Annotated in this window: 20 protein-coding genes and 1 other RNA gene; 5 read left to right on the forward strand and 16 right to left on the reverse strand. The window is 63.6% G+C overall.

Annotated features, from left to right (window positions below):
* Positions 1–24 precede the first annotated feature (24 nt).
* Positions 25–1,806, reverse strand: a complete 1,782-nt coding sequence (locus AC1DQK_RS03370) for a peptide MFS transporter (RefSeq protein WP_477867397.1) — start codon at positions 1,804–1,806, stop codon at positions 25–27.
* Positions 1,807–1,934: 128 nt separating this feature from the next.
* Here AC1DQK_RS03370 and AC1DQK_RS03375 point away from each other — a divergent pair, with 128 nt between their 5' ends.
* The 3 genes from AC1DQK_RS03375 to AC1DQK_RS03385 are packed head-to-tail and all read left to right on the forward strand — an operon-like array spanning position 1,935 to position 3,920.
* Positions 1,935–2,516 carry a nitroreductase family protein gene (locus AC1DQK_RS03375; protein ID WP_477867399.1) on the forward strand — a complete coding sequence of 194 codons (582 nt, stop codon included), beginning with the start codon at positions 1,935–1,937 and terminating at the stop codon, positions 2,514–2,516.
* Between the two features lie 42 nt (positions 2,517–2,558).
* Positions 2,559–2,906 (forward strand): GntR family transcriptional regulator, encoded by a 348-nt coding sequence (locus AC1DQK_RS03380; protein ID WP_477867401.1) that lies wholly within the window; start codon positions 2,559–2,561, stop codon positions 2,904–2,906.
* A 39-nt stretch (positions 2,907–2,945) separates the two neighbouring features.
* Entirely contained in the window at positions 2,946–3,920 is a 975-nt protein-coding gene (locus AC1DQK_RS03385) for an L-threonylcarbamoyladenylate synthase (protein WP_477867403.1), read from the forward strand.
* Positions 3,921–3,926: 6 nt separating this feature from the next.
* Here AC1DQK_RS03385 and msrA read toward each other — a convergent pair whose 3' ends face one another.
* The 11 genes from msrA to AC1DQK_RS03440 all read right to left on the reverse strand — a co-directional run bounded on the left by msrA (position 3,927) and on the right by AC1DQK_RS03440 (position 14,786).
* Entirely contained in the window at positions 3,927–4,472 is a 546-nt protein-coding gene (gene msrA / locus AC1DQK_RS03390; protein ID WP_477867405.1) for a peptide-methionine (S)-S-oxide reductase MsrA, read from the reverse strand.
* 127 nt (positions 4,473–4,599) lie between these two features.
* Positions 4,600–4,979: RNase P RNA component class A (gene rnpB / locus AC1DQK_RS03395), an RNA gene on the reverse strand.
* Between the two features lie 10 nt (positions 4,980–4,989).
* Complete coding sequence (locus tag AC1DQK_RS03400; RefSeq protein ID WP_477867407.1) at positions 4,990–5,706, reverse strand: N-acetylmuramoyl-L-alanine amidase; 717 nt, start codon at positions 5,704–5,706, stop codon at positions 4,990–4,992.
* Positions 5,707–5,745: 39 nt separating this feature from the next.
* The gene (locus AC1DQK_RS03405; protein WP_477867409.1) at positions 5,746–6,591 is read right to left on the reverse strand and encodes a CheR family methyltransferase; all 846 of its coding nucleotides are present in this window, start codon (positions 6,589–6,591) and stop codon (positions 5,746–5,748) included.
* Positions 6,582–7,724, reverse strand: a complete 1,143-nt coding sequence (gene cheB / locus AC1DQK_RS03410) for a chemotaxis-specific protein-glutamate methyltransferase CheB (protein WP_477867411.1) — start codon at positions 7,722–7,724, stop codon at positions 6,582–6,584. Before cheB ends, AC1DQK_RS03405 begins: the two co-directional genes overlap by 10 nt.
* Positions 7,725–7,727: 3 nt before the next feature.
* Positions 7,728–8,096 carry a response regulator gene (locus tag AC1DQK_RS03415; protein ID WP_477867413.1) on the reverse strand — a complete coding sequence of 123 codons (369 nt, stop codon included), beginning with the start codon at positions 8,094–8,096 and terminating at the stop codon, positions 7,728–7,730.
* A 74-nt stretch (positions 8,097–8,170) separates the two neighbouring features.
* Entirely contained in the window at positions 8,171–8,608 is a 438-nt protein-coding gene (locus tag AC1DQK_RS03420; protein ID WP_477867415.1) for a chemotaxis protein CheW, read from the reverse strand.
* Entirely contained in the window at positions 8,605–10,965 is a 2,361-nt protein-coding gene (locus AC1DQK_RS03425) for a chemotaxis protein CheA (protein ID WP_477867417.1), read from the reverse strand. The genes AC1DQK_RS03420 and AC1DQK_RS03425 overlap by 4 nt, the downstream gene beginning before the upstream one ends.
* A gap of 95 nt (positions 10,966–11,060) precedes the next feature.
* Positions 11,061–13,472: a beta strand repeat-containing protein gene (locus AC1DQK_RS03430; RefSeq protein ID WP_477867419.1), complete on the reverse strand. Its 2,412-nt coding sequence runs from the start codon at positions 13,470–13,472 to the stop codon at positions 11,061–11,063.
* 206 nt (positions 13,473–13,678) lie between these two features.
* Entirely contained in the window at positions 13,679–14,308 is a 630-nt protein-coding gene (locus AC1DQK_RS03435; RefSeq protein ID WP_477867421.1) for a histidine phosphotransferase family protein, read from the reverse strand.
* Between the two features lie 82 nt (positions 14,309–14,390).
* On the reverse strand, positions 14,391–14,786 hold the full coding sequence (locus tag AC1DQK_RS03440; protein WP_477867423.1) for a M67 family metallopeptidase: 396 nt from the start codon (positions 14,784–14,786) through the stop codon (positions 14,391–14,393).
* 17 nt (positions 14,787–14,803) lie between these two features.
* On the opposite strand from AC1DQK_RS03440, the gene AC1DQK_RS03445 reads away from it, so the two are divergent.
* Both AC1DQK_RS03445 and rpoH read left to right on the forward strand, forming a co-directional pair.
* On the forward strand, positions 14,804–15,769 hold the full coding sequence (locus AC1DQK_RS03445) for an RluA family pseudouridine synthase (RefSeq protein ID WP_477867425.1): 966 nt from the start codon (positions 14,804–14,806) through the stop codon (positions 15,767–15,769).
* A 108-nt stretch (positions 15,770–15,877) separates the two neighbouring features.
* Entirely contained in the window at positions 15,878–16,783 is a 906-nt protein-coding gene (gene rpoH, locus AC1DQK_RS03450; RefSeq protein WP_340315296.1) for an RNA polymerase sigma factor RpoH, read from the forward strand.
* Positions 16,784–16,861: 78 nt separating this feature from the next.
* On the opposite strand, the gene cysK is transcribed toward rpoH, so the two are convergent.
* From cysK to AC1DQK_RS03470, 4 genes are all read right to left on the reverse strand, one after another.
* Positions 16,862–17,779 (reverse strand): cysteine synthase A, encoded by a 918-nt coding sequence (gene cysK / locus AC1DQK_RS03455; RefSeq protein ID WP_477867427.1) that lies wholly within the window; start codon positions 17,777–17,779, stop codon positions 16,862–16,864.
* On the reverse strand, positions 17,776–19,062 hold the full coding sequence (locus tag AC1DQK_RS03460) for an MFS transporter (protein WP_477867429.1): 1,287 nt from the start codon (positions 19,060–19,062) through the stop codon (positions 17,776–17,778). The genes cysK and AC1DQK_RS03460 overlap by 4 nt, the downstream gene beginning before the upstream one ends.
* Positions 19,063–19,152: 90 nt before the next feature.
* A complete protein-coding gene (locus AC1DQK_RS03465; RefSeq protein ID WP_477867431.1) occupies positions 19,153–21,432 on the reverse strand; it encodes an ATP-dependent helicase in 2,280 nt (759 codons plus the stop codon).
* A 60-nt stretch (positions 21,433–21,492) separates the two neighbouring features.
* Entirely contained in the window at positions 21,493–21,993 is a 501-nt protein-coding gene (locus tag AC1DQK_RS03470; protein ID WP_477867433.1) for an outer membrane protein, read from the reverse strand.
* Positions 21,994–22,152 lie beyond the last annotated feature (159 nt).

Consider the following 22,152-nt stretch of genomic DNA (forward strand, 5'->3'; position numbering starts at 1 on the left):
AGCAGCGTCATGTCCAGCCTGCGCTTATTGGACACCATGCATCCACTTCCTGATGACCGGGGACAGGACGAACAGCACCACGCCTATGCCGATCGAGATGAGGCCAATCGTCTGGAACACGCCGGCATAGGTTTCGAGGCTGACCTTGAGGTTGGTGACCTGACCGCCGACCGTCTCGACGCTCGCGACCTGCGCGACCACGCCTGCGACATATTGGGCGCAGCTGATCGACAGGAACCACAATCCCATCATCAACCCGACTACGCGCGCAATCGACAGCTTTGTGATCATCGACAGGCCGACCGGCGAGATGCAGAGTTCCGCCATCGAGTGGATCAGGTAGAGCAAGGCCAGCCACCATACCGACACCTTGAAGTCCGCCCCGGCATAGCGCGTTCCCCACACCAGCGCGAGGAAGCCGAGGCCGACGCCGGCCAGCGCGATCGCGAACTTGATCGGGATTGACGGCTCCAGTCCACGGCGGCCCAGCGCATTCCACATGACCGAGGTCAGCGGCGCCAGCACGACGATGAAGAAGGCGTTGAAGAACTGGGTCTGCCCCGCCGACATCGTGAACAGCCCGAAGATCGAGAGATCGGTGTTGCGATCGGCGAACAGCGTCAGCGATGAACCAGCCTGCTCGAACAGCGTCCAGAACACGACGTTGAAGATGATCAGGACGATGGCGGCGACCATCATCTGGAACTCGATGCGATTGCCTGCCTTCCAGGCCCATATCGGAATGAAGATGACCGATGCGAGGAAAGTGAAGAACAGCACCTTGCCCATGATCGGCAGCGCCAGCAGATAGCCGACGATGCCGCTGCCGGCTTCGGCGCTCTGGCTGCTCATCAGGTTGGTGAAGAGAAACCAGCCGATCGGGATCGCTGCGATCGCGCCGATATAGATCAGCGGCGAGCGGTCCTTGGTCTGTCCCGGCGGCGGATCGCCATAGCCCGCCAGCTTGTCGCCAGCGAACTGGATCAGGCCCCAGCTGATCATCATGCCCATCGCGGCGAGGCCGAAGCCTGCCCACCAGCCTAGCGCGACGGCAAGGAATGGACAGAGGATCTGCGAGAAGAGCGATCCAAGGTTGATCCCCATATAGAAGATGGTGAAGCCGGCATCGCGCCTGCGATCGCCGACCGGATAGAGCGCGCCGACGATCGTCGAGATGTTCGGCTTGAAGAAGCCGTTGCCGATCGTGAGCAGCGCCAGTGCAACCAGCATCAGCCCGGTATGGACGGCGCTGCGGTCTGCATCGGACCTGAAGCCGCCCTTGGCGATGGTGCGCACCACCTGGCCATCAGGCGCCGCCAGGGTTACCGACCCGTCCTCCTGGCCCTTGATCGCCAGCTTCTGACCGTTGTCGACTATATATTGCTGCTTGGCCTCGTCGATGACCACCTCGTAGCGGGTGCCATCGACAAGCGCATAGGGCTTGGCCGTGGGGCCGCCGAAGCACAGCGTAAAATAGGCGATCGACATCAGGATCGCGCCGAACTTCACCGATCGCTTCGAACCGAGATAGCGATCCGCGAGAATGCCGCCGATCAGCGGGGTCAGGTACACCAGCGCCGTGAAACCGCCGTAAAGCCCGTTGGTGGTCTGGTCGCTGAACAGGAAATGCTGGGTGAGATAGAGGGTGAGAAGTGCCCTCATCCCATAATAGCCGAAGCGCTCCATTGCCTCGGTCGAGAACAGCCTGGCAAGCTGCCTGGGGTGGCCGAACCAGTCGTCGCCGTCGGATCGGCTCAGATGGGGGGTTCCGGGCTCGGTGGTGGCATCGGCGTCGGGATTGACCATGAAGTGCTTTCTGTTCTGTGCGTTGGGCTCTTGGGGCGCGCCCGCGCCGCCGCTGCCTTCATGGATGTAAAGAGTAACAACGATTCCGGCCCTGTGAAGCTGAATGTTGATGCGGTAGGGAGACCGACATGTTCAACGATCTCAGCTCGACCGCTACCCTGCTCGCCACCCGCCGTTCGGCCAAGCCGCGCGACATGGTGGCGCCCGGCCCCGACAGCGCGCAATTGCGCCAGATCCTGGAGGTCGCCATGCGCGTGCCGGACCATGGCAAGCTGAACCCCTGGCGGTTCGTGATCATCGAAAGCGATCGCCGCCGCGCCTTCGCGGATCTGCTGCAGGACGCCTATCGCGCCGAGAAGCCGGATGCCGGCCGGATCGAACTGGAGGCGATGGATCAATTCGCGCACCAGGCGCCGGTGCTCGTCGCCGTGCTGTCCACCCCGGCTGCGAATAGCAAGATCCCCCGCTGGGAACAGGAACTTTCGGCCGGGGCAGCCTGCATGAATCTGCTGATGGCTACCCATGCCGCGGGTTTCGTCGGCTGCTGGCTGACGGGATGGGCGGCCTATGACGCGCAGGTTCTAGAATCGCTGGGCGGCGCACCGCAGGACCGCATCGCCGGTTTCCTCTTCCTCGGCTCGCCATCGCGTCCGCTCGAGGAGCGGCCCCGGCCGACGTATGAAGCTGTCGTTTCGACGTGGAAAGGCTGATTGCCGTTGACGCGCCCTGCTGTGTTAGGACAGTGTGACGCCATGAGCAGCCAGGATCGCCCCGTTTATCTTCGCCTTCGCGATATCATCGCCGAGTCGATCCTTGATGGCACGTTCGGTGATGGTGACGCACTGCCGTCGGTGCGCGTTTTTGCTGCGCAGCATGGCGCCAACCCGCTGACCGCTGCAAAAGCCTATCAGGGATTTCAGGACGAAGGCTTCGTCGCGGTAAAGCGCGGCGTGGGCATGTTCGTGGCCGAGGGGGCGACCGCGCGCCTGCGCCGCGAGGCGCGGGAGACCTTCCTGCGCGACGAGTGGCCGCGCGTCGTGCGGAGCATGCGGCGCCTCAAGATAGACCCGGCCGACCTGCTCGAACGCGTCGACAGCTGATCCTTGCCCTTCCCGGCTACGCGCTATAGCGGCGCGGAGATGATCTCGACCCGTATCATCTCCGCAGACGAAGCCGGCATCGCCGAGGCCGCCGCGCTGATCGGGCGTGGCGTACCGGTCGCCGTGCCGACCGAGACGGTCTATGGGCTGGCTGGAGACGCAACATCGGGCGAGGCCGTGGCGGCGATTTATGCCGCCAAGGGACGGCCCAGCTTCAATCCGCTGATCGTCCATGTGGCAGATCTTGCGATGGCCGAAGGCCTGGCGCTTTTCTCGCCACTCGCCCGTCGCCTTGCGGAGGCCTTCTGGCCAGGGCCCCTGACGATGGTCCTGCCCACCGGAGCCAGTGCCAGGATCGCGAGCCTGGTCACTGCCGGCCTGGAGACGATCGCCGTCCGTGCACCCGCGCACCCCGTCATGCGCGCCCTGATCGCCAGCGTCGGCCATCCTCTTGCGGCGCCGTCCGCCAACGCCAGCGGTTCGATCAGTGCGACCCGCGCCGAACATGCCGCACGATCGCTCGATGGGAAGATCGAACTTGTGCTCGATGGCGGCGCCACCGAAGTTGGAATCGAGTCGACCATCGTCGCGGTCGCGGACGGCGGACTACGATTGCTGCGCCCGGGCAGCGTGACCGTGGAGATGCTGGAACTGGTCGCGGGGATGGCCGTCGACACCGGTGACAACGGCGAGATCGAGGCGCCGGGACAGATGCTCAGCCATTATGCGCCAGCGAAGAGGGTGCGGCTCGATGCCGACATTGCGGGCGCGGACGAGTTCCATATCGGTTTCGGCCCGGTCGCCGGACGAAGCAGCTTGTCGGATCGCGGCGATCTCGCCGAGGCCGCGACCCGACTATTTGATATGCTTCACGAGGCGGATCGATCGGACGCTGCAGCAATCGCTGTCGCACCGATACCCCGCGCCGGCCTCGGCCTCGCGATCAACGACCGGCTGGAGAGAGCCGCGGCGCCCCGCCCGCCCAGCGATGGATCTGAAACAAGTCCGGGATGACGAGCGTCAAGCCGGCGCGTTCGTCTTGAGGCGCGCAGCATAGCTCTTGCGGAATTTCGCGAGCTTGGGCGCCACCACCATCACGCAATAGCCGTTGTTCCCTCCCTCGCGAGCAAAATATTCCTGATGATAATCTTCGGCGACATACCAGGGCGCGTCGGGCTCGATGGTGGTGACGATCCGCTGCGGCCAATCGGCCTGGGCCCGTTCGATCGCAGCCTCGGCTTCGGCCTCCTGCTCCGTCGAATGCGGAAAGATCGCCGATCGATATTGTGTGCCGACGTCATTGCCCTGCCGATTGAGCTGGGTGGGGTCGTGGACGTGAAAGAAGATATCGAGGATTTCGCCATAGCTGATCACCTCGGGATCGAACGCAACCCGGATTGCCTCGGCATGGCCGGTACGTCCGCCGCACACCTGCTGATAGGTAGGATTAGCGACTTGCCCGCCAATATAGCCGCTCTCGACCGAACTCACTCCGATCACATCGTCGAATACCGCTTCGATGCACCAGAAGCAGCCACCGGCCAGCGTAGCGATTTCCTGAGCCATATTTTCTCCAGCTTGGCCCCAGCGAAGTCGGGTCCAGGCGCTCGATGGCGCAACTGGATACCGGCCTGCGCCGGCAGCACGACCTCTAAGAACATAGGTCGTCATTTCCGCGATGCAATGGAAGGTCAAAGCCAGAGGGCCGATAAGCCGGGTTCTGTCCACCAGCTCGCGCTGGATGGGCGATCATTCCTCTAGGACCGGGCTCGCACCCGGCCTCCAGCAATCAACCCGGACGACCGGGCGGAGTAGCCCATATGCCGTCCCTATTCGATCTTGCTCCCGGTGGGGTTTACCATGCCGTTCCCGTTGCCGGGTCCGCGGTGCGCTCTTGCCGCACCCTTTCGACCTTGCCCGGAACTCCGAAGAGTCCGCCGGGCGGTCTGCTTTCTGTGGCACTGTCCCTGGGGTCGCCCCCGCCGGGCGTTACCCGGCACCGTTACTCCTTGGAGCCCGGACTTTCCTCCCCGCGCCGCATAAACGGTGCGCAGCGATCGCCTGGCCCTCTGGTGGGACGCTGTTAGGGCGTTTTGCCGCTGGGCTCAAGCAGCGCGTCGCCCTCGCGGTGGAGCAGCAACCTCAGCAGGATACCGCGCGTCTCGCCATCCGCGATGCCGTCGATAGTCTCGGGGCGGAACCGGCGCTGGAAGGCGGTGACCGCCGCAGGGCCGTCGCTGACGTCATAGCCGAAGCGTTCGAGCGCGAGCAGGAAGCCACCTGGAGTCCAATGCGGATCCTGCAGCCCGTGCCGCGGCCGCTTGATGGCCAACCCGAGCTTGCCGAGCAGTTCCCAGTCGAACAGTTCGCCGGGGTCCTGCTTGCGCTGGGGCGCAACGTCCGAATGACCGACGACATTGGCCGGCGCTATGCCATGGCGCTTTGTGACGTCGGCGATCAGCGGCACCAGTGCATCCATCTGCGCCCTGGGGAACGGCCGATAGCCAAGCTCGTGCCCGGGGTTGACGATCTCAATACCGATGCTGGCTGAATTAACGTCGGTGATCCCGCGCCAGAATGATCTGCCCGCATGCCAGGCGCGGCGTTCCTCCGGCACCAACCGAACGATCTGACCGTCCTCGGCCACAAGATAATGGCTGGAAACCTTGGCATCGGCATCGGTCAGCCGCGCGATCGCGGAAGCCGCGTCCTCCATGCCGGTATAATGCAGCACGAGCATCGAGACCGGCAACGCGCGCTCGTCATAATTCGGCGACGGGCAATCGATCATCTCGCTCATGACCGTGCCTTACCCCCGCATTGGAGGGCTAGCAACGCGTCAGGCGGCGTTTGCGACGGCGGCGTAGCCGGCGGGGCGATAAACCGCCTGCAACACCGGGTCGCTTATGAACCGGTTGGAGCTGCCAAGCGCGGTTTCCCCCGCGCCGAGCAGAAGCACGCCGTCACCCGCGATGGCGAGTGCCAGACCTTCGAGCATCTGGTGGCGACGCTCGGGTGAAAAGTAGAGCAGCGCATTTCGGCACAGGATGAGGTCGAAGCGCCCACCGGCAGGCGGTGGCCCGAGCAGATTATGCCGCGTGAAGGTGACCAGCGATGCCAGCTGGGGCTTGGCGCGCCAGCCCTCATCCAGCACCGGATCGAACCAATTCACCAGATGACGGATCGGCAGCCCGCGCTGCACCTCGAATTGCGTGTAGAGGCCCGCCCGCGCGCGGCCAACTGCCGAACGGGAGATGTCGCTCCCCAGTATCTCGATCTTCCACCCATTCCAACGCTCGCCCTGTTCAGCGAAGAGCATCGCCAGCGAATACGCCTCCTGCCCGGTCGAGCAGGCCGCCGACCAGATGCGCAACCGCTTGTCACGCTGCCGCGTTGCAGTCAGCCGGGACAGGACCTCCTCGCCGATCAGCTTGAACACAGCGGTATCGCGGAAAAAGCTCGTCTCGTTGTTGAGAAGCGCGTCGATGATGTCGAGCGACAGTTCGGGATCGGCAGAGCGCTCCAGTGCGGAAGCCAGATGATCGAAGCTTTCGATCCCGCGCGCGCGGCAAAGGGGGGAAAGGGTTGTTTCAATTCGCCAGAAGCGATCCTGTGACAACAATTGCCCGGTCGCCTTCTCGAACAGGCGAGCTATGACGAGGCCGGCGCGGGAGCTTACTTCCACGCCGGGCCTGCCACCCGGTTACAGACATGGCGCGCGAGACCCTCCGGCGCCATCACCATCGAGGCAAGCCCTGCCTGCGCGACCGAGCCCGGCATACCCCAGACCACCGACGTAGCCGCATCCTGGGCCAGAATTTCCGCGCCGCAGCGCACCATCGCCTCTGCGCCGATCGTGCCGTCCCGTCCCATGCCGGTGAGGACGACGCCGACTCCTTCCGTGCCATAGACCTCGGCCACCGCCTCGAACATCGGATCGACCGACGGCATGCAGCGGCTGGGCGCCGTGGTGGCATCGATGCGGATCACGATGCGGCTACCCTTGCGAGCCAGGCGGATATGCCCCTCTCCCGGCGCGATGAACATCTCACCGGGCCTTAACGCCATCCCGTCGGCAGCCACAGATGCAGGCCGCCCGGCGATATCGCGAAGCTGCGCCGCAAAATAGGGCATGAAGGGTGGCGGCAGATGCTGGGTGATCAGAATCGGCGCATCGAAGCTCGGCGACAGCTGCCGAAGAAAAGCCGACAGCGCGTGTAGCCCGCCCGTGGACGCGCCGATGGCGAGGCAGGATATCTTTCCGCTCCTGGTCGGTCGCAACGATATCATCGGCACCGGCGCGATAGCCCGCGGCGCTGCGTCGCGTGCCTTGCTTTCCAGCTTTTCGGGGAGATGGCGGGCGTGGCCGATCCGCAACAGCGCCTCGATGAACTTGTGCGAGAACTCGCCGGCGAAGTTCCCCGCCGTCGGCTTGAGCAGAGTATCCGCGGCGCCCAGGGTCAGCGCCCGCACGGTCGCCGAAGCGCCTGCCTCGGCTGCGGACGATACGATCAGCACCCGCGCGCCATGACTGGCGGCAAGGATCTCGGGAAGGGCAGTAAGGCCGTCCTTGCCCGGCATCTCGACATCGAGGACGACGATGTCGATCTGGTGACCTGCGAGAAAGACGATGCCCTGGTCAGCGGTGGGCGCAGCGCCTGCTATCTCGAACTCGGGACGGGCCTCGAGCAGCCGCGCCAGCACGGTGCGGGCGACGAGCGAGTCGTCGACCAACAGCACACGAATGGGCCTGACCGCCGATCGGCTGCCATCCGCACTCCTATATCTGACGCTGCCATTGAGGCCCGCCTGCGCCATGACTCAGGCGACGCCGACGAGCTGCAGCTTGCTTTCCAGCGTCTCGCGATCGAAAGGCTTCATCATATATTCGTCTGCCCCCGCATCGATCGCGGCGCGAATATGTGCGACGTCGTTCTCGGTCGTGCAGAACACCACCTTGGGGCGATTGGAGATCGCCGCATCGCCCAGCGACCTCAGGAACTCCATGCCGCTCATCACCGGCATGTTCCAGTCGAGCAGGATGACATCTGGCAGGTTGCCGGCGTTGCAGCGGTCGAGGGCCTCGCGCCCGTCGCCAGCTTCCTCGACGTTGAAATGCAAGGCTTCCAATATGTGACGGGCGACCTTGCGGATCACCTTGGAATCATCAACCACCAGGCAGGTCTTCATCACGATCTTCCGTCTTGGCTATGCAGTGCGAGCACTATAGCGAGGAACTTGTAAGCGCGGCGTTAATGCCGGTTTCACGCCGCAAGATGGACTGGGCCGGCAACCATCGCGGGAACGTCGATCAACAACAAAGGCTGGCCCTGATATTCGAGCACCCCCCGGGAAAACTGCACCCAACCTGGCGAGAGCAGCGCCCGCGGCTCGGCCGGCGCACCTTCGATTGCCACGACGTCATCGACATTGTCGACGAGCAGTCCGTACAGATGCCCGTCCACGGTAACGATTACCGCCTGCTTCTCTCCGGCCGTGCTGCGATTGCCGCCGAGCGCGGCGATGGTGTCGATCACGGTCAACACGCGGCTGCGCAAGGCGAACAGGCCGAACACGTGCGGCGGCGCGCAGGGAACCGGGGCGATATCCTCGACCTCGACCACCGATTCCACGAAGGAAGCCGGAAGCGCGGCGCGCTGGCCGGCGACTTCGACGATGAGATAGAGATCGTTCATCATCATGCGTTTCGCTTGCTCCAATGCCGCCGCAGCTCGGCGGTGAGACCGGGCCGGTCATATCGCCACAGGCTGTCGGGCGACGCACCGCGTTCCTCGGCCGTCGGGCGTAAGCGCAGGATGCTGCAGGTGCCGGTGCTGTCGAGCGCTGCGCCATCGGGCACGATAACGAGATCTGCCGCTGCGGCTCCCTCGTCGTCGGAATAGACGACGCTGTAACCCGCCCCTTCGACCAGCGGCGCCAGCACCTGCCGCGTCCACGGGTCGTCGTCAGCGAGCAGGCAGACCGGACGGTGGGCAGGCTTCGCATCACCACCCGCGCCTTGCGCGAACAGCCAGAAAGCGTCGATGAACTCGATCGGCCGTTCTTCGACCAGCATGACGCCGGAAACCGGGCCCGGGACGGTGTTGCGCTGCAAATCGATCGCGACCGGCACGATGTCGATTACGCTGTCGATCGCATAAGCGAGCTCCTCGTTGCCGTCATGCATCCTGAGCACGCGGACCTTCGACTCGGAAATCGCCGCGCCGCAGGAAACGAGCGGCACCAACCGGCCGTCGATGTTGAGCCGGGCACGGCCCGCAGTCTTGCTGATCGAAGACGCGAAGCAATCCTCGATGCGCTCGACCAGTCCGAGGGGCACGCCGCGTTCGATGCCGTCGAGATCCCGGAACAGCAGCACCGGCACAGCGCCTTCTTCGTGCTGCACCTCTTCGACGTGCTCGGTGACGGCTTCGGCGCTGCCCTTGTCCTCCCGTCGGATGCCGGCCTTTTCGGCAACCCCCGCTACGTCGAGGAGCAGCATCGGCCGGCTGTTGTCAGGCAAGGTGGTGCCGCCATAGATACCGCACGCCATGACGACGGGCGCTGCCGGCTTTACCACCAGCTCCTCATGATCATGGACCGCCTCGACGGCGAGCGCATAGCGCGCCCCGCCGGACAGCTTGAGCACGACGAGATTGGTCTGCCGCGCCTTGTCGGTGAAGCCGAGCACATCGCCCAGCGATACGACCGGTAAACGCGTGCCGCGGATGAACACGATATCGGCACCGCCAAGCTGACTCATCTTCACTGCGTCGCCGCCGATCCGGACGATCTCGTCGATGGCCGAGCGTGGAATGGCGAAATGCTGGCCGCCGCTGCTGATGGTGAGCGCCGGGATGATGGTAAGCGTGAGCGGCACTCGCAGGGTAAGGCGCAGGCCGTTTCCGGGCCGGCTGTCGATATCGACGAGACCGCCGATTCGCTCGACGTTGGCGCGCACGACATCCATGCCGACACCGCGGCCCGAGATCGCCGTGACCTGCTGCGCCGTGGACAAGCCTGGTTCGAAGATCAGTTCGAGCTTGCGATCCCAGTTGAGCGTTGCAGCGCGCTCCTGGCTGATGATCCCGACCGCGATCGCCTTCTGGACGAGACGGTCGGCATCGATGCCGCGGCCGTCATCGATGACTTCGATGAGAATCTGGTTGCCGACCTGCCGGGCGCTGACATGGAGCCGACCTGCCATCGGTTTGCCTGCCAGTATACGGGCTTCAGGCGGTTCGATGCCGTGATCGATCGCGTTGCGCACTATGTGGGTCAGCGGATCGCGGATCATCTCGATCATTTCCCGATCGAGTTCGACATCACCGCCATCTATCTCGAGATGAACATGCTTGTTCAACTCGGTGGAGATATCGCGCACCATCCGCGGCAACGCCGTGAAGAGGTGCTCGACCCGCGCCATTCGGGTTCGGGTGATGGCATCGCGCATCTCCGCGATGCACAGCGACAACCGTTCAAAAGCGACTTCGGTAGTCGATTCGGTGCCATCGTCGCGAAGCCGCCGGGCGAGTTCATTGCGAGCGAGCACCATGTCCGAAACGCCGGCCATCATGCGGTCGAGCAGGTCGACCGGAAGCCGGATCGTGCGCGAAACGGTGCGCGGCGTCAATGCGGCGTTCGCTGTCGTCATCTCGGCGGGCATCGCCGTCTCCGGCTCAGGATCGACCGCGCCGGGCTGAAGCGCGGCGACAAGCAGGTGATCGTCGCCTTCGGCGACCACATGGCCGGTCTCGATAGCGTCGGCAAGTTCGGCGATACGGTCGATCACCGCAAGTACGGCGCTGACGAGCTTGGGATCGGGACGGCGCCGGTCCGCACGAACGTCAGCCAGCACATCCTCTGCGGCATGACTGAGCTTTTCGAGCCGCGGCAGATCGAGAAAGCCGCAACTTCCCTTTACCGTGTGGACGAAGCGAAAGATCGCGTCGAGCCGCGAGCGGTCGTCGGGCGCGGCTTCCCACGCAACGATTTCACCGCCCAGCGCTTCGAGCGTCTCGCGGGTTTCCGCGACGAAATCGCCGAGCAGATCGTCCATCTCACCCTTCCTGAACCAGTATCGGGAAGAGTGATGGCATTGTTTTGGTTAAAAGCGGGTTTACGACGCTGAACCCTACGCTGCCGGGCGAGTATTCAGCTTCCGAAATCGCTGCCGTCGATCATCGACGCATCGGCAACGCCAGCGAGCTTGATGATCGAGTTGATCGTCGCCCCGCCCGCATCGTTGTAGAATAGGTAGCTATCGGTTCCAACGCTGAGTACGGCGACATCTCGCGCCGCGTCGTGAGCGTTAAGAAGGGCCTGAGCATAGCCGAACGCGGCAGCCATCGAGCCGAGTATCAGCCCCTGCCCGGCATGGAGGACATGACCGGTCCCCCTACCAATCCCGCCCACTAGCGAGAAGCTGTCGCTGCCATCCTGATAATCCGTGATGATGTCGGATACATAACCAGGCGTGGCATAGGCGGCATCGCCGCGCGCGAACACGAAGCGGTCGGCACCGGCGTTGCCGGTGAGGGTGTCGCGTCCGCCGCCGCCAATCAATCGGTCGTCGCCCGCCCCACCCATCAATATATTGGCGCCGGCATTGCCGGTCAGCGAAGCATCGCCAGAACCGCTATAACGGAGATTTTCGACGTTGGGCACAGTGGCCAGGCTGAAGCTTGTCATGGCCGTCTGGATAGTATCGCTGCCGCCCGAGATGTCCTCCACCACCAGATCGCCAGGGCCGTTGACGATGTACAGGTCGTTCCCGGCTCCGCCGCTAAGCTGGTCGGCTCCCTCGCCGCCGTCCAGCGTGTCATCGCTGGCGCCACCAGCCAGCGTGTCATCGCCGCCGCCACCAACCAGCGTGTTCGGACCGGCTGCGCCGACCAGCTGGTTGTTCGCCGCGTTGCCGGTCAGGTTGGCTGCACCCGTGCCCGTGAAGACGATATTCTCGACGTTGGACAGATCCGCCACGCTGTAGCTCGGCAATATGGTGCGAACCGTATCGATGCCCGCCGAAGCCGCCTCGACCACGACATCGCCGCTTGCGTCAACGAGGTAAACATCGTCGCCGCCGCCGCCAACCAGGCGATCGATACCCCCGCTGCCATCCAGCGTGTCAGCGCCCGCTCCACCGGTCAGGACGTTGCTCGCGGCATTTCCTATCAGATTGACGCCACCCGTGCCGGTGAAGACGACATTCTCGACATTGGCGATGTCGGCGAGGCTGAAGCTATTCAGGGCTGTGCGGATCGTATCGGTTCCAGCGGCAGCTTGTTCAACGATAACATCGCCGGAGCCGTCGATGATATAAACATCGTCGCCGCCCTCTCCGCTCAATCGATCGTTTCCCGCACCGCCGTCCAATGTGTCGGCTCCGTTTCCGCCCGTCAGCATGTTATCCAGCACATTGCCGATGAGGCTCGCCGCCCCGCTGCCCGTATAGGCAAGGGCCTCGACATTGGTGAGCTTGGCGAGACTGAAGCTGGATCGAGTGGTCTGGACCATATCGGTGCCACCGCCAGCCTCTTCGACCACCTGCCCGCCTGCTGTGTTGAGCACATAGAGGTCGTCTCCGCCGCCGCCGATCATCCGGTCCCCACCTGCACCGCCGATCAGCGTATCGTTACCGCCACCGCCGACCATGATCTCGTTCCCGGCTCCCCCCTCCAGAACGTCGTTGCCGCGATTGCCGGTGAGGATCTGCGTACCGGCGTGGCTGGCCGACGCCTTCAGCGTGTAATCGACGGCGCGTTCGCCCACCAGGTAGACAAGGTCGTCCGCCGACCAGCTGGTGAGAGCCAGGCTCGGCAACTGGTAGGTTCCGCTTTTTCCGGCATTGACGATCAATCGGTCGAATCCGGCACCGCCGGCCAATGTGGTGACGTCGGAAAGCTGCTCCAGGTTGACCGTCAGCAGGAACTCGGTCTGCGCGGCGGAACGGAACGCAAGCTTCTCGACCGACAGAAGTACGCTTCCGCTCAGGTTGACGAAATATTTCGGACCGTTTTCGGTTTCGGTCACAACGGAGTTGGAGATACGGAGGGTGTCAGCGCCCGAGCCACCTTCAAAACGCTCGACCCCTGTCGAATCGCCAATCTGAACGAGAAGGTCATCACCATCGCCGCCGCGGAGCGTGTCGGTGCCTGCCCCACCGTCGAGCGTGTCGCCGCCGGTACCCCCGGTCAGAATGTTGTCTCCTGCGTTGCCTATGCCGCTGGCGCCAACCGAGCCGGTAAAGGCAAGCCGTTCGATATTCTCCAGACCGGCGAGGCTGTACGACGTCAGCGAAGTCCGGATCGTATCGGTCCCAGCCGAGGCAAGCTCCACCACGACATCTTCGATGGCATCGACGACATAGATATCGTTGCCGCGCCCGCCGACGAGCCGATCGTTGCCGCTGCCGCCATCGAGCAGGTCATTGCCGTCGCCGCCGCTGATCGTGTCATTGCCGCCATTGCCGGCGAGGGTGTCGTCGCCGCCGAACCCGGTCAGCGAGTCCGCGTTGTTTCCGCCGGCAAGTGAATTATCGCCACCGGTGCCCGAAAGCGTCGACATTCATTTCCCCTGGAATTTGTCAGCCGTTTTTTCCGGCTGATAGAGTACGTCGGATACGCCCCCAAACGAATCCGAAGATCGCCGTCGTAGATTTGTTCCGCCCCCGTCAAGGCGTTAAAACGCAAAAGGGTGCCGCGCTGTGCTGAATCGGTGCAAAAGCCGCGAATCCGGCTGAGGCAAATGTAGGAGTAAAGGCTTGCCCGCGCTTAAGCGTTGGGCAGGTTGGCACCGATCATCAGCACTCCGTCCTCGGGTTGCGAAACCTGCACCGTGCCGTCCTGATCGCTCACCAGCAGATGGACGAGCCATGACGCCGCAGCACGAGGACTCAGCATATCGGGGTCGACTTCACCCAGCAGCGCATTGCGCAGTTCGGGATCCAGCACGAGGCGCGGGCCCTCCGCGCGGATAACGATCTCGCCACCCTCAGCGGCGACATCGAGTTGGCCGCCGCGGACCAGCGCATCGCCGGCAATCAGGGCCAGGTTGAGCAGCACCTTTATCGCGCCCTTCGGCAGCGCATTCGCCTCTACCATCCAGCCGAGCTTCACCTTGCCATTGCCATGCAAGCCCTCGACGGCAGCGCGTGCTTCGCGCGTATCCACCAGTTCCCCGAAGCCGCCTGCTGCGCCGAAGGCAAGCCGGAAGAATTTGAGCTTGTTGGCGGAGGCGGTCGCGCTTTCAGCCAGCAATTCCATGCAGCGCGCCCGCATCTCCGGGTCGGTCTCGTCGGCCAGGAGTTCAAGGCCGTTGTTCAGCGCGCCGACCGGGGACAACAGATCGTGGCACAGACGCGAGCATAGCAGGCTCGCAAACTCGGCCGAGCGGTTGACCATGGGGCTATTTCCTCAGTGCGCGAAACGGGTCGCGTCTTTTGGCAAGGGCGGCGCGGTTTCGCAATCGACGATTATGGAGCAGCTAGCCGTCAGGTGCGGCAATCGCGACGGGATCGAAGCGTCCGCCGTGGGAGGCGCGCCAGCAGCGCAGATGGGTGCCGGCGATGATGATCCAGTAGCTTCCAGGCTCGGCGGCGGCGGAATCGCGTGCCGACGGTGTGGCGGCGCCGTGCGGATGCGAATGATAATGGCCGATCAGCGTCGCGCCTCCGGCCCGAGCGGCGCGATGCGCCGATATCAGAGCAGCCGGATCTATCTCGAAGCTGTCGCGTGGATCCCCCGCGACATTGGTGCAAGGCAGGACCGCCTCCACGACATCGTCGCGTCCCAGGAGCAGGCCGCAAATCTCCGCCTCCGGGCTGGCCGCCGCAGCTTTGAGCATTTCCGCTATAAACGGGCTTGATATCGTCAGGCGCATCGCCACATCGCTACAGGATGGCCGGGGGGAAATCGATATTGCAGGCAATCGTGCCTCACAATGCCACAGGCTGGCGGCTCGACCGCGCATTGGCCGCGGCTCTGCCGACCCTGTCTCGCGAACGGCTTAAGGCGCTGGTCTCATCGGGTCAGGTGGCAGCTGCCGATGGGCTGCTCGCCCGCGACCCTGCGATGAAAGTCGCCGAGGGAGCGACGTTCGCCGTGACGGTTCCGGATCCCGCGCCCGCGCATAACGAAGCGCAGGATATTCCGCTCGTCATCGCCTATGAGGACGAGCATCTGATCGTGATCGACAAGCCGGCCGGACTGGTCGTTCATCCTGCCGCCGGTAATTACGACAAGACGCTTGTCAATGCATTGCTCCATCATTGCCGGGGAAGCCTGTCCGGAATCGGTGGTGTCGAACGGCCCGGCATCGTCCACCGGATCGACAAGGACACGTCGGGGCTGATGGTCGCGGCAAAGACCGACCCCGCTCATGTCGGCCTCGCGGCGCAATTCGCCAAGCATAGCATCGATCGCAGATATAAGGCGATCGTCGCGGGAATCCCCCGGCCCGGCGAAGGCACCATTGACGCACCGCTGGCGAGATCGTCTGCCAACCGCAAGAAGATTGCCGTCGTCGAGGACGGGCGCGGCAAGCGCGCGGTGACACACTTCAAGACCGTGGAAAGGCTGAAGGCTTCCGCACTGGTCGAATGCCGACTCGAGACCGGGCGCACCCACCAGGTCCGCGTCCATATGGCGTCAATCGGCCATCCATTGCTCGGCGACCCGGTCTATGGCCGATCCCGGCCGGAACACCGGGAGCTCCTCAACCGTTTGAATTTCAAGCGGCAGGCGCTCCACGCTGCGCGTCTGGGGTTCATTCATCCGGTAACAAGCGCGGCTTTATGTTTCGATAGCGAAATTCCGCGGGATATGCTCGATTTGTTCAGCGAACTGAAAAAGAACATGATATAGATGTTACAGATCGGTACGAGGATGATTCGAGCCTGGATCGCTAGCCGTACCGCATTGGCAATTATGCGGATGGTCCCGTTGGGCATCTAGATGGGGAGTAATATGATCATGGCAAGCGGAAAGAACGTGCCCGCCACGATCCCCGCACTTGGCGGGGAGCAGAGCCTCAACCGCTACCTGGCCGAGATCCGGAAGTTTCCGCTGCTGAAGCCGGAAGAGGAATATATGCTCGCCAAGCGCTTTCAGGAGCATGGCGATCCCGAAGCGGCGACGCAGCTCGTGACCTCGCATCTGCGCCTGGTGGCGAAGATTGCGATGGGTTATCGCGGCTATGGCCTGCCGGCGAGCGAACTGATCTCCGAGGGCAATATCGGCCTGATGCAGGGCGTGAAGAAATTCGAGCCCGATCGCGGCTTTCGCCTGGCCACCTATGCGATGTGGTGGATCAAGGCGTCGATCCAGGAGTATATCCTGCGGTCGTGGAGCCTGGTGAAGATGGGCACGACCGCCGCGCAGAAGAAGCTGTTCTTCAACCTGCGGCGGATGAAATCCAAGCTCGACGCTTTCGAGGACGGGGATCTCAAGCCCGAGGATCTTCGCAAGATCGCGACCGATCTCGGCGTGTCCGAGGAAGAGGTCACGAACATGAACCGGCGCATGTCGATGGGCGGCGACGCGTCGCTGAACATGTCGATGCGCGAAGACGGCGAAGGCGAATGGCAGGATGCGCTGGTCGACCAGGGCCCGTTGCAGGACGAACGGATCGCCGACGCGGAAGAGAAGAGCGTGCGCCACAACATGCTCAACGAGGCGCTTGCCGCGCTGAACGACCGCGAGAAGCACATCTTGGTCGAGCGCCGGCTGGTGGATGAGCCCAAGACACTCGAGGAGCTCAGCCAGGTCTATGGCGTCAGCCGCGAGCGGGTTCGCCAGATCGAGGTCCGTGCCTTTGACAAGCTGCAGAAAGCGATGATGCGCATCGCCGGCGAGAAGCGCTTGCTGCCCGCAATGTAACAAGAAGGCGCTCCGAAAACGGGGCGCCTTTTCTTTTCGCGTCATGCTGAAACATATTGAGCATGACGCGCGCTTCGATCATTCCGGCAGGAAATCCGGCACCGACAGATAGCGCTCACCCGTGTCGTAGTTGAAGCCCAGCACGCGCGAACCCGGTGCTTCTTTCAACTTCTGGGCGATCGCCGCCAGCGTCGCGCCAGAGCTGATGCCGACCAGCATCCCCTCTTCACGCGCCGACCGGCGCGCATATTCCTTGGCGTCAGCCGGATCGACCTGGATCACACCATCGAGCAGCTGGGTGTGCAGATTTGCGGGCACAAAGCCGGCGCCAATCCCCTGGATCGGGTGTGGCCCGGGTTGGCCGCCCGAAATCACCGGAGACAGGGTGGGCTCCACCGCGAACACCTTCAGCCCCGGCCAGCGTGGCTTGAGCACCTGCGCGCAGCCGGTGATATGGCCGCCGGTGCCGACACCCGTTATCAGGATGTCGATCGGCGCGTCCTTGAAGTCCGCGAATATCTCCTCTGCAGTCATGTGGACATGTACATCGATATTGGCGGGATTCTCGAACTGCTGGGGGATCCACGCTCCCGGCGTCTGCGCCTGCAGCTCAAGCGCACGCTCGATCGCTCCCTTCATGCCCTTCTCGCGAGGCGTGAGATCGAAGCTCGCGCCATAGGCCAGCATCAGCCGGCGCCGCTCGACCGACATGCTATCGGGCATTACCAGCACGAGCTTGTAACCCTTGACCGCCGCAACGAGAGCCAAGCCGATGCCGGTGTTGCCGCTGGTCGGTTCGATGATCGTGCCGCCCGGCTTGAGCTTGCCGGCCTTTTCGGCGTCCTCGATCATGGCGAGTGCGATACGGTCCTTGATCGAGCCGCCCGGATTGCTGCGCTCGGACTTGATCCACACCTCGGCGTCACCGAACAGGCGGTTTACACGAACATGCGGCGTGTTGCCGATCGTCTCCAGTATCGATGCAAAACTGGTCATGCTGCTTTCTCCTGAACTCGCACATCCTCGAACGACGCAGGCGGATCGAGCGTCCGCGCGCGCAGTATCTCCGGGAATAGTTTTGCCCACAAGGCTGCTATGGCTATGGTGCCGACGCCGCCGGCCACCACCGCTGCAACCGGGCCGATAACTGAGGCTAGAAAACCCGATTCCACCTCACCGAGTTCGTTCGAACCCGAGATGAACAATACGGACACCGCACCGACCCGTCCACGCATCGCGTCCGGCGTGTAGAGCTGGACCAGCGACTGGCGGACATATACCGACACCATGTCCGCAGCGCCCAGCAATGCCAGGCATAGCAGTGCAAATGCCTCTGGATCGGGCACCCGATAGGATAGCCCGAAGCCGATGGTGCCGATGCCGAAGATGGCGACCGCCACGAGAAGCTTGACCCCGACATTGTGGCGCAGCGGTCGGCGGCTCAGCCAGATCGCGACGATTGCCGCCCCGGCCGCAGGCGCGGCACGCAGATGGCCTAGCCCGGATGAGCCGATGTGCAATATGTCGCGTGCATAGATCGGCAGCATCGCGGTCGCGCCGCCTAGCAGGACGGCGACCAGGTCGAGCGATATCGCGCCGAGCACCAGGCGATTGCGCCGCAGATAACTGAATCCCTCGATCATCTGCCCCCATGGATTCTGTCGGCCGTCGAGCGACGTGCGGGGCACCGGCCCGATCAGCATCAGCATTATCGATGACACGGCAAGCAGCAGCGTGCCTGCCGCATAGGCGAGCGGCGGATATATCGCATAGAGATAGCCGCCCAGCGGCGGGCCTGCGATTGCGCCGACCTGCCAAGCTATCGAGCTAGTCGCAATCGCCGCCGGCAAAAGCTGCTTCGGAACGAGATTGGGGGACAGGGCCTGCAGCGCCGGGCCTGCAAAAGCACGCCCGACGCCGAGCAGCGCCGCCACGGCGAACAGCGCCGGCAAGGTCACCGCATCGTACCAGGTCACCAGGCCGAGCGCGGCTCCGCAAAGCAGCTCCAGCACCGTCGTCGAACGGGCGATCCATCGACGATCGATGCGGTCGGCGGTCCAGCCGCTGACCAGGGTCAGCAGCATGAGCGGCAGAAACTGCGCGAGGCCGACCAGCCCCAGCTGCACCGCCGCCTCGCGCGGCCCCATGGTGCGGCGAGCGACGTCATAGACTTGCCAGCCGATGACCACGCCCATCGCGTTGAGCGCCATCGTCGAGCACAAACGCGCCCCCCAATAATGCCTGTAGGCCGAAATTGATAAGGGACCGCGCAACGTCATGCCGCTCCTCTAGGCGCTTGCTGATCGACCGGGCAACCACCCAAGAGGCAGATCACAACGATTTCTACTTTTACAGTAGATAATTCCATCTCAGGGCAGACTGACAAAGCTGTCGAGTACCCGCTTTCGGCCGGCATGCTCGAAATCGATCTCGAGCTTGTTGCCCTCGATCTCGACGACGGAGCCATAGCCGAACTTGCTATGGAAGACACGCTGACCGACCGATATGTCCTTGCGCGAGGGCTGCGCGAAGCTAACGGCGGAGGCGCGGGCCTCGACGACCCGCGCACCCGCCGATGGTTGTCCGAGGCCGCCTGCCGCCGTCGCGCGTTGCCATCCGGGTCCGCGGCCGGCAGCTCGGCTCACATGGGCGAAGGGGTCGGCATGTTCCGACCATTGCGCACGCCACAGCGACTCTCCGCCGGACATTGTCGTCTCTGCCTCGACATGCCCGCCCGGCAGCTCGGCAACAAAACGCGAAGGGATCGAGGAAGTCCATTGGCCATAGATACGCCGATTGGCCGCGTGCAGGATCGTGCAGCGCCGCCGCGCCCGCGTTATCGCCACATAGCCGAGCCGTCGTTCCTCCTCGAGACTGGCATTGCCGCCCTCGTCGAGCGACCGCTGCGAAGGAAAAACACCCTCTTCCCAGCCGGGCAGGAACACCATGCCGAACTCCAGGCCCTTCGCCGCATGGATCGTCATGATCGTGACCTTTGCCGTCTCCGCATCGGCATCGTTATCCATCACCAGGCTGACATGTTCGAGAAAATCGGAGAGATTCTCATACTCTTCCATCGCCCGCGCCAGCTCGTTGAGATTTTCCAGCCGGCCATCGGCCTCGGTCGATTTCTCGTTCTGGAGCATGGCGATGTAACCCGATTCCTCGAGCAGCTGCCGGGTCACGTCCGCATGCGGAAGCTGCCCCAACAGGTCCCGCCAGCGGGCGATGTCGCCGACCAGGTTGCCGAGCGAGCGCCGCGCCTGGGGGGTCAGCTCATCGGTGCCGAGAATGCGCGCGGCGGCAAGCGTGAGCGGAATCGCCTCGCGCCGGGCCAACTGGTGAAGCTTGGCGACCGCCTTGTCGCCGAGACCGCGCTTGGGAGTATTGATGATCCGCTCGAACGCCAGGTCATCGGCCGGCTGGCTGATCACCCGCATATAGGCAAGCGCATCGCGAATTTCAGCGCGCTCGTAGAAACGAAATCCCCCGACGATGCGATAGGGCATCCCGATTGCGATGAAGCGGTCCTCGAACTCGCGCGTCTGGAACTGCGCGCGCACGAGGATCGCGACGTCGTCGAGCTTGCCGCCGCCACGTTGATGGCCTTCGATCTCGTCGCCGACCCGGCGCGCCTCCTCGGGTCCATCCCAGATCCCGACGATACGAACCTTCTCGCCCTCGCCCTCCTCGGTCCACAGCGTCTTGCCCAGCCGCCCGCCATTATGGGCGATCAGTCCGCTGGCCGCTGCCAGAATATGTGGCGTGGAGCGGTAATTCTGTTCGAGCTTGATCACCGTCGCGCCCGGAAAATCGCGGTCGAAACGCAGAATGTTGGCGACCTCCGCACCGCGCCAGGAATAGATCGACTGGTCGTCGTCACCGACGCAGCAGATATTCTTGCGCTCCTGCGCGATCAGCCGGAGCCAAAGATATTGGGCGCTGTTGGTGTCCTGATACTCGTCGACCATGACATAGCGGAAGCGCTGCTGGTAATCGGCGAGAACGTCGCGGTGGGTCTTCAGGATCGTCAGCATGTGCAGCAGCAGATCGCCGAAATCGCAGGCGTTCACGGCGCGCAGCCGGTCCTGATATTGTTGGTACAGTTCACCGCCGCGACCATTGCCGAACAGCTCGCTTTCTCCGGCATCCAGATCGGCGGGAGTCAATCCCCGGTTCTTCCAGCGGTCGATCAGGCCGGCGAGCTGTCGCGCGGGCCACCGCTTCTCGTCGAGATCGGCGGCGGCCAGCAACTGCTTGAGCAGCCGCAGTTGATCGTCGGTGTCCAGGATCGTGAAGCTGGGGGTCAGGCCGACCAGCTCGGCGTGGCGGCGCAACATTCGTGCGGCTACAGCGTGGAAGGTGCCCAGCCAGGGCATGCCCTCGACCTGTTGGCCAAGCAGCCGCCCGACCCGCTCGCGCATTTCGCGCGCAGCCTTGTTGGTAAAGGTAACGGCGAGGATCTCGGACGGCCAGGCCCGGCGTGTCGCCACCAGATGGGCCAGCCGCGCGGTCAGTGCCGCCGTCTTGCCCGTTCCCGCGCCAGCGAGCACCAGCACCGGACCTTCGGTGGTGAGCACCGCCTCGCGTTGAGGGGCGTTCAGCCCGCGCAGATAGCCGGGTTCATTGGCGGGAACATCCTGAGTCACCCGCGAACAGTTAGGGAACGGCCCGCGCCGGAGCAAGGCCCCGGCGCGAGGGATCGTCGATTAGAACTTGTAGCCGAGGCCTGCCATGCCCTGATAGCGGGTGAAGCCGAGCTCATAATTTGAGTATAGAAACTCGGTTTTGATGTACGCCTTGCCGACGTCATAGCGCCAGCCGATCCCGGCCCGCGCGCCATCGAGATCGATGCTGCCGCCGAAGCCCTTGAGCCTGGCATTGGCATAGCCACCGAGCACATAGATGCTGAGATTGTCGGTGACGCCGACGCCCAGCTTGCCTACCGCGCTAAGATCGCGGCCGGACTTGATCCCATAAAAGTCGCTTTTCGACGAGCTATCGTCGACATTGCCTTCGATCGCCGCATAGACCTTGCCGCCAAGCGTGACTTCATAGCCGAGCCCGGCACCATAGGCGATGCCGCCATAGGTGTTGCCGGCATAAGTGACTCCGTCATAGCCGCTATGCAGCTCGATGTAGACATTGTCTGCCATCGCTGGCGCCGCGAATAGCGCAGCGGCAGCCGCCGCAGTCAGAAAACGAAGCATTGAACCCCCTTCACAGAATCGAGCCGATCCCGATCGGTCCCTATCGTTACGGGCCGATAATGAAGGTCGTCTTGCGACTCAAGCCAGCGCGTTCCTATGGCGGCGGCAGATGAATCCATGATGGATCATTCGCCGCCGCCATGTTGGCCCTCGCCAGAA

It is taken from the genome of Rhizorhabdus sp. P4_G5, from assembly GCF_056401065.1.

Bases quoted from the DNA above. Each gene is read 5' to 3' on its own strand.
- AC1DQK_RS03430 (WP_477867419.1), bottom strand. From the start codon at position 13,472: ATGTCGACGCTTTCGGGCACCGGTGGCGATAATTCACTTGCCGGCGGA.
- AC1DQK_RS03460 (WP_477867429.1), bottom strand. From the start codon at position 19,062: ATGACGTTGCGCGGTCCCTTATCAATTTCGGCCTACAGGCATTATTGG.
- rpoH (WP_340315296.1), top strand. From the start codon at position 15,878: ATGGCAAGCGGAAAGAACGTGCCCGCCACGATCCCCGCACTTGGCGGG.
- AC1DQK_RS03425 (WP_477867417.1), bottom strand. From the start codon at position 10,965: ATGGACGATCTGCTCGGCGATTTCGTCGCGGAAACCCGCGAGACGCTC.
- AC1DQK_RS03380 (WP_477867401.1), top strand. From the start codon at position 2,559: ATGAGCAGCCAGGATCGCCCCGTTTATCTTCGCCTTCGCGATATCATC.
- msrA (WP_477867405.1), bottom strand. From the start codon at position 4,472: ATGGCTCAGGAAATCGCTACGCTGGCCGGTGGCTGCTTCTGGTGCATC.
- AC1DQK_RS03385 (WP_477867403.1), top strand. From the start codon at position 2,946: ATGATCTCGACCCGTATCATCTCCGCAGACGAAGCCGGCATCGCCGAG.
- AC1DQK_RS03445 (WP_477867425.1), top strand. From the start codon at position 14,804: ATGGCCGGGGGGAAATCGATATTGCAGGCAATCGTGCCTCACAATGCC.
- AC1DQK_RS03370 (WP_477867397.1), bottom strand. From the start codon at position 1,806: ATGGTCAATCCCGACGCCGATGCCACCACCGAGCCCGGAACCCCCCAT.
- AC1DQK_RS03420 (WP_477867415.1), bottom strand. From the start codon at position 8,608: ATGATGATGAACGATCTCTATCTCATCGTCGAAGTCGCCGGCCAGCGC.
- AC1DQK_RS03440 (WP_477867423.1), bottom strand. From the start codon at position 14,786: ATGCGCCTGACGATATCAAGCCCGTTTATAGCGGAAATGCTCAAAGCT.
- AC1DQK_RS03400 (WP_477867407.1), bottom strand. From the start codon at position 5,706: ATGAGCGAGATGATCGATTGCCCGTCGCCGAATTATGACGAGCGCGCG.
- AC1DQK_RS03415 (WP_477867413.1), bottom strand. From the start codon at position 8,096: ATGAAGACCTGCCTGGTGGTTGATGATTCCAAGGTGATCCGCAAGGTC.
- AC1DQK_RS03435 (WP_477867421.1), bottom strand. From the start codon at position 14,308: ATGGTCAACCGCTCGGCCGAGTTTGCGAGCCTGCTATGCTCGCGTCTG.
- AC1DQK_RS03375 (WP_477867399.1), top strand. From the start codon at position 1,935: ATGTTCAACGATCTCAGCTCGACCGCTACCCTGCTCGCCACCCGCCGT.
- cysK (WP_477867427.1), bottom strand. From the start codon at position 17,779: ATGACCAGTTTTGCATCGATACTGGAGACGATCGGCAACACGCCGCAT.
- cheB (WP_477867411.1), bottom strand. From the start codon at position 7,724: ATGGCGCAGGCGGGCCTCAATGGCAGCGTCAGATATAGGAGTGCGGAT.
- AC1DQK_RS03470 (WP_477867433.1), bottom strand. From the start codon at position 21,993: ATGCTTCGTTTTCTGACTGCGGCGGCTGCCGCTGCGCTATTCGCGGCG.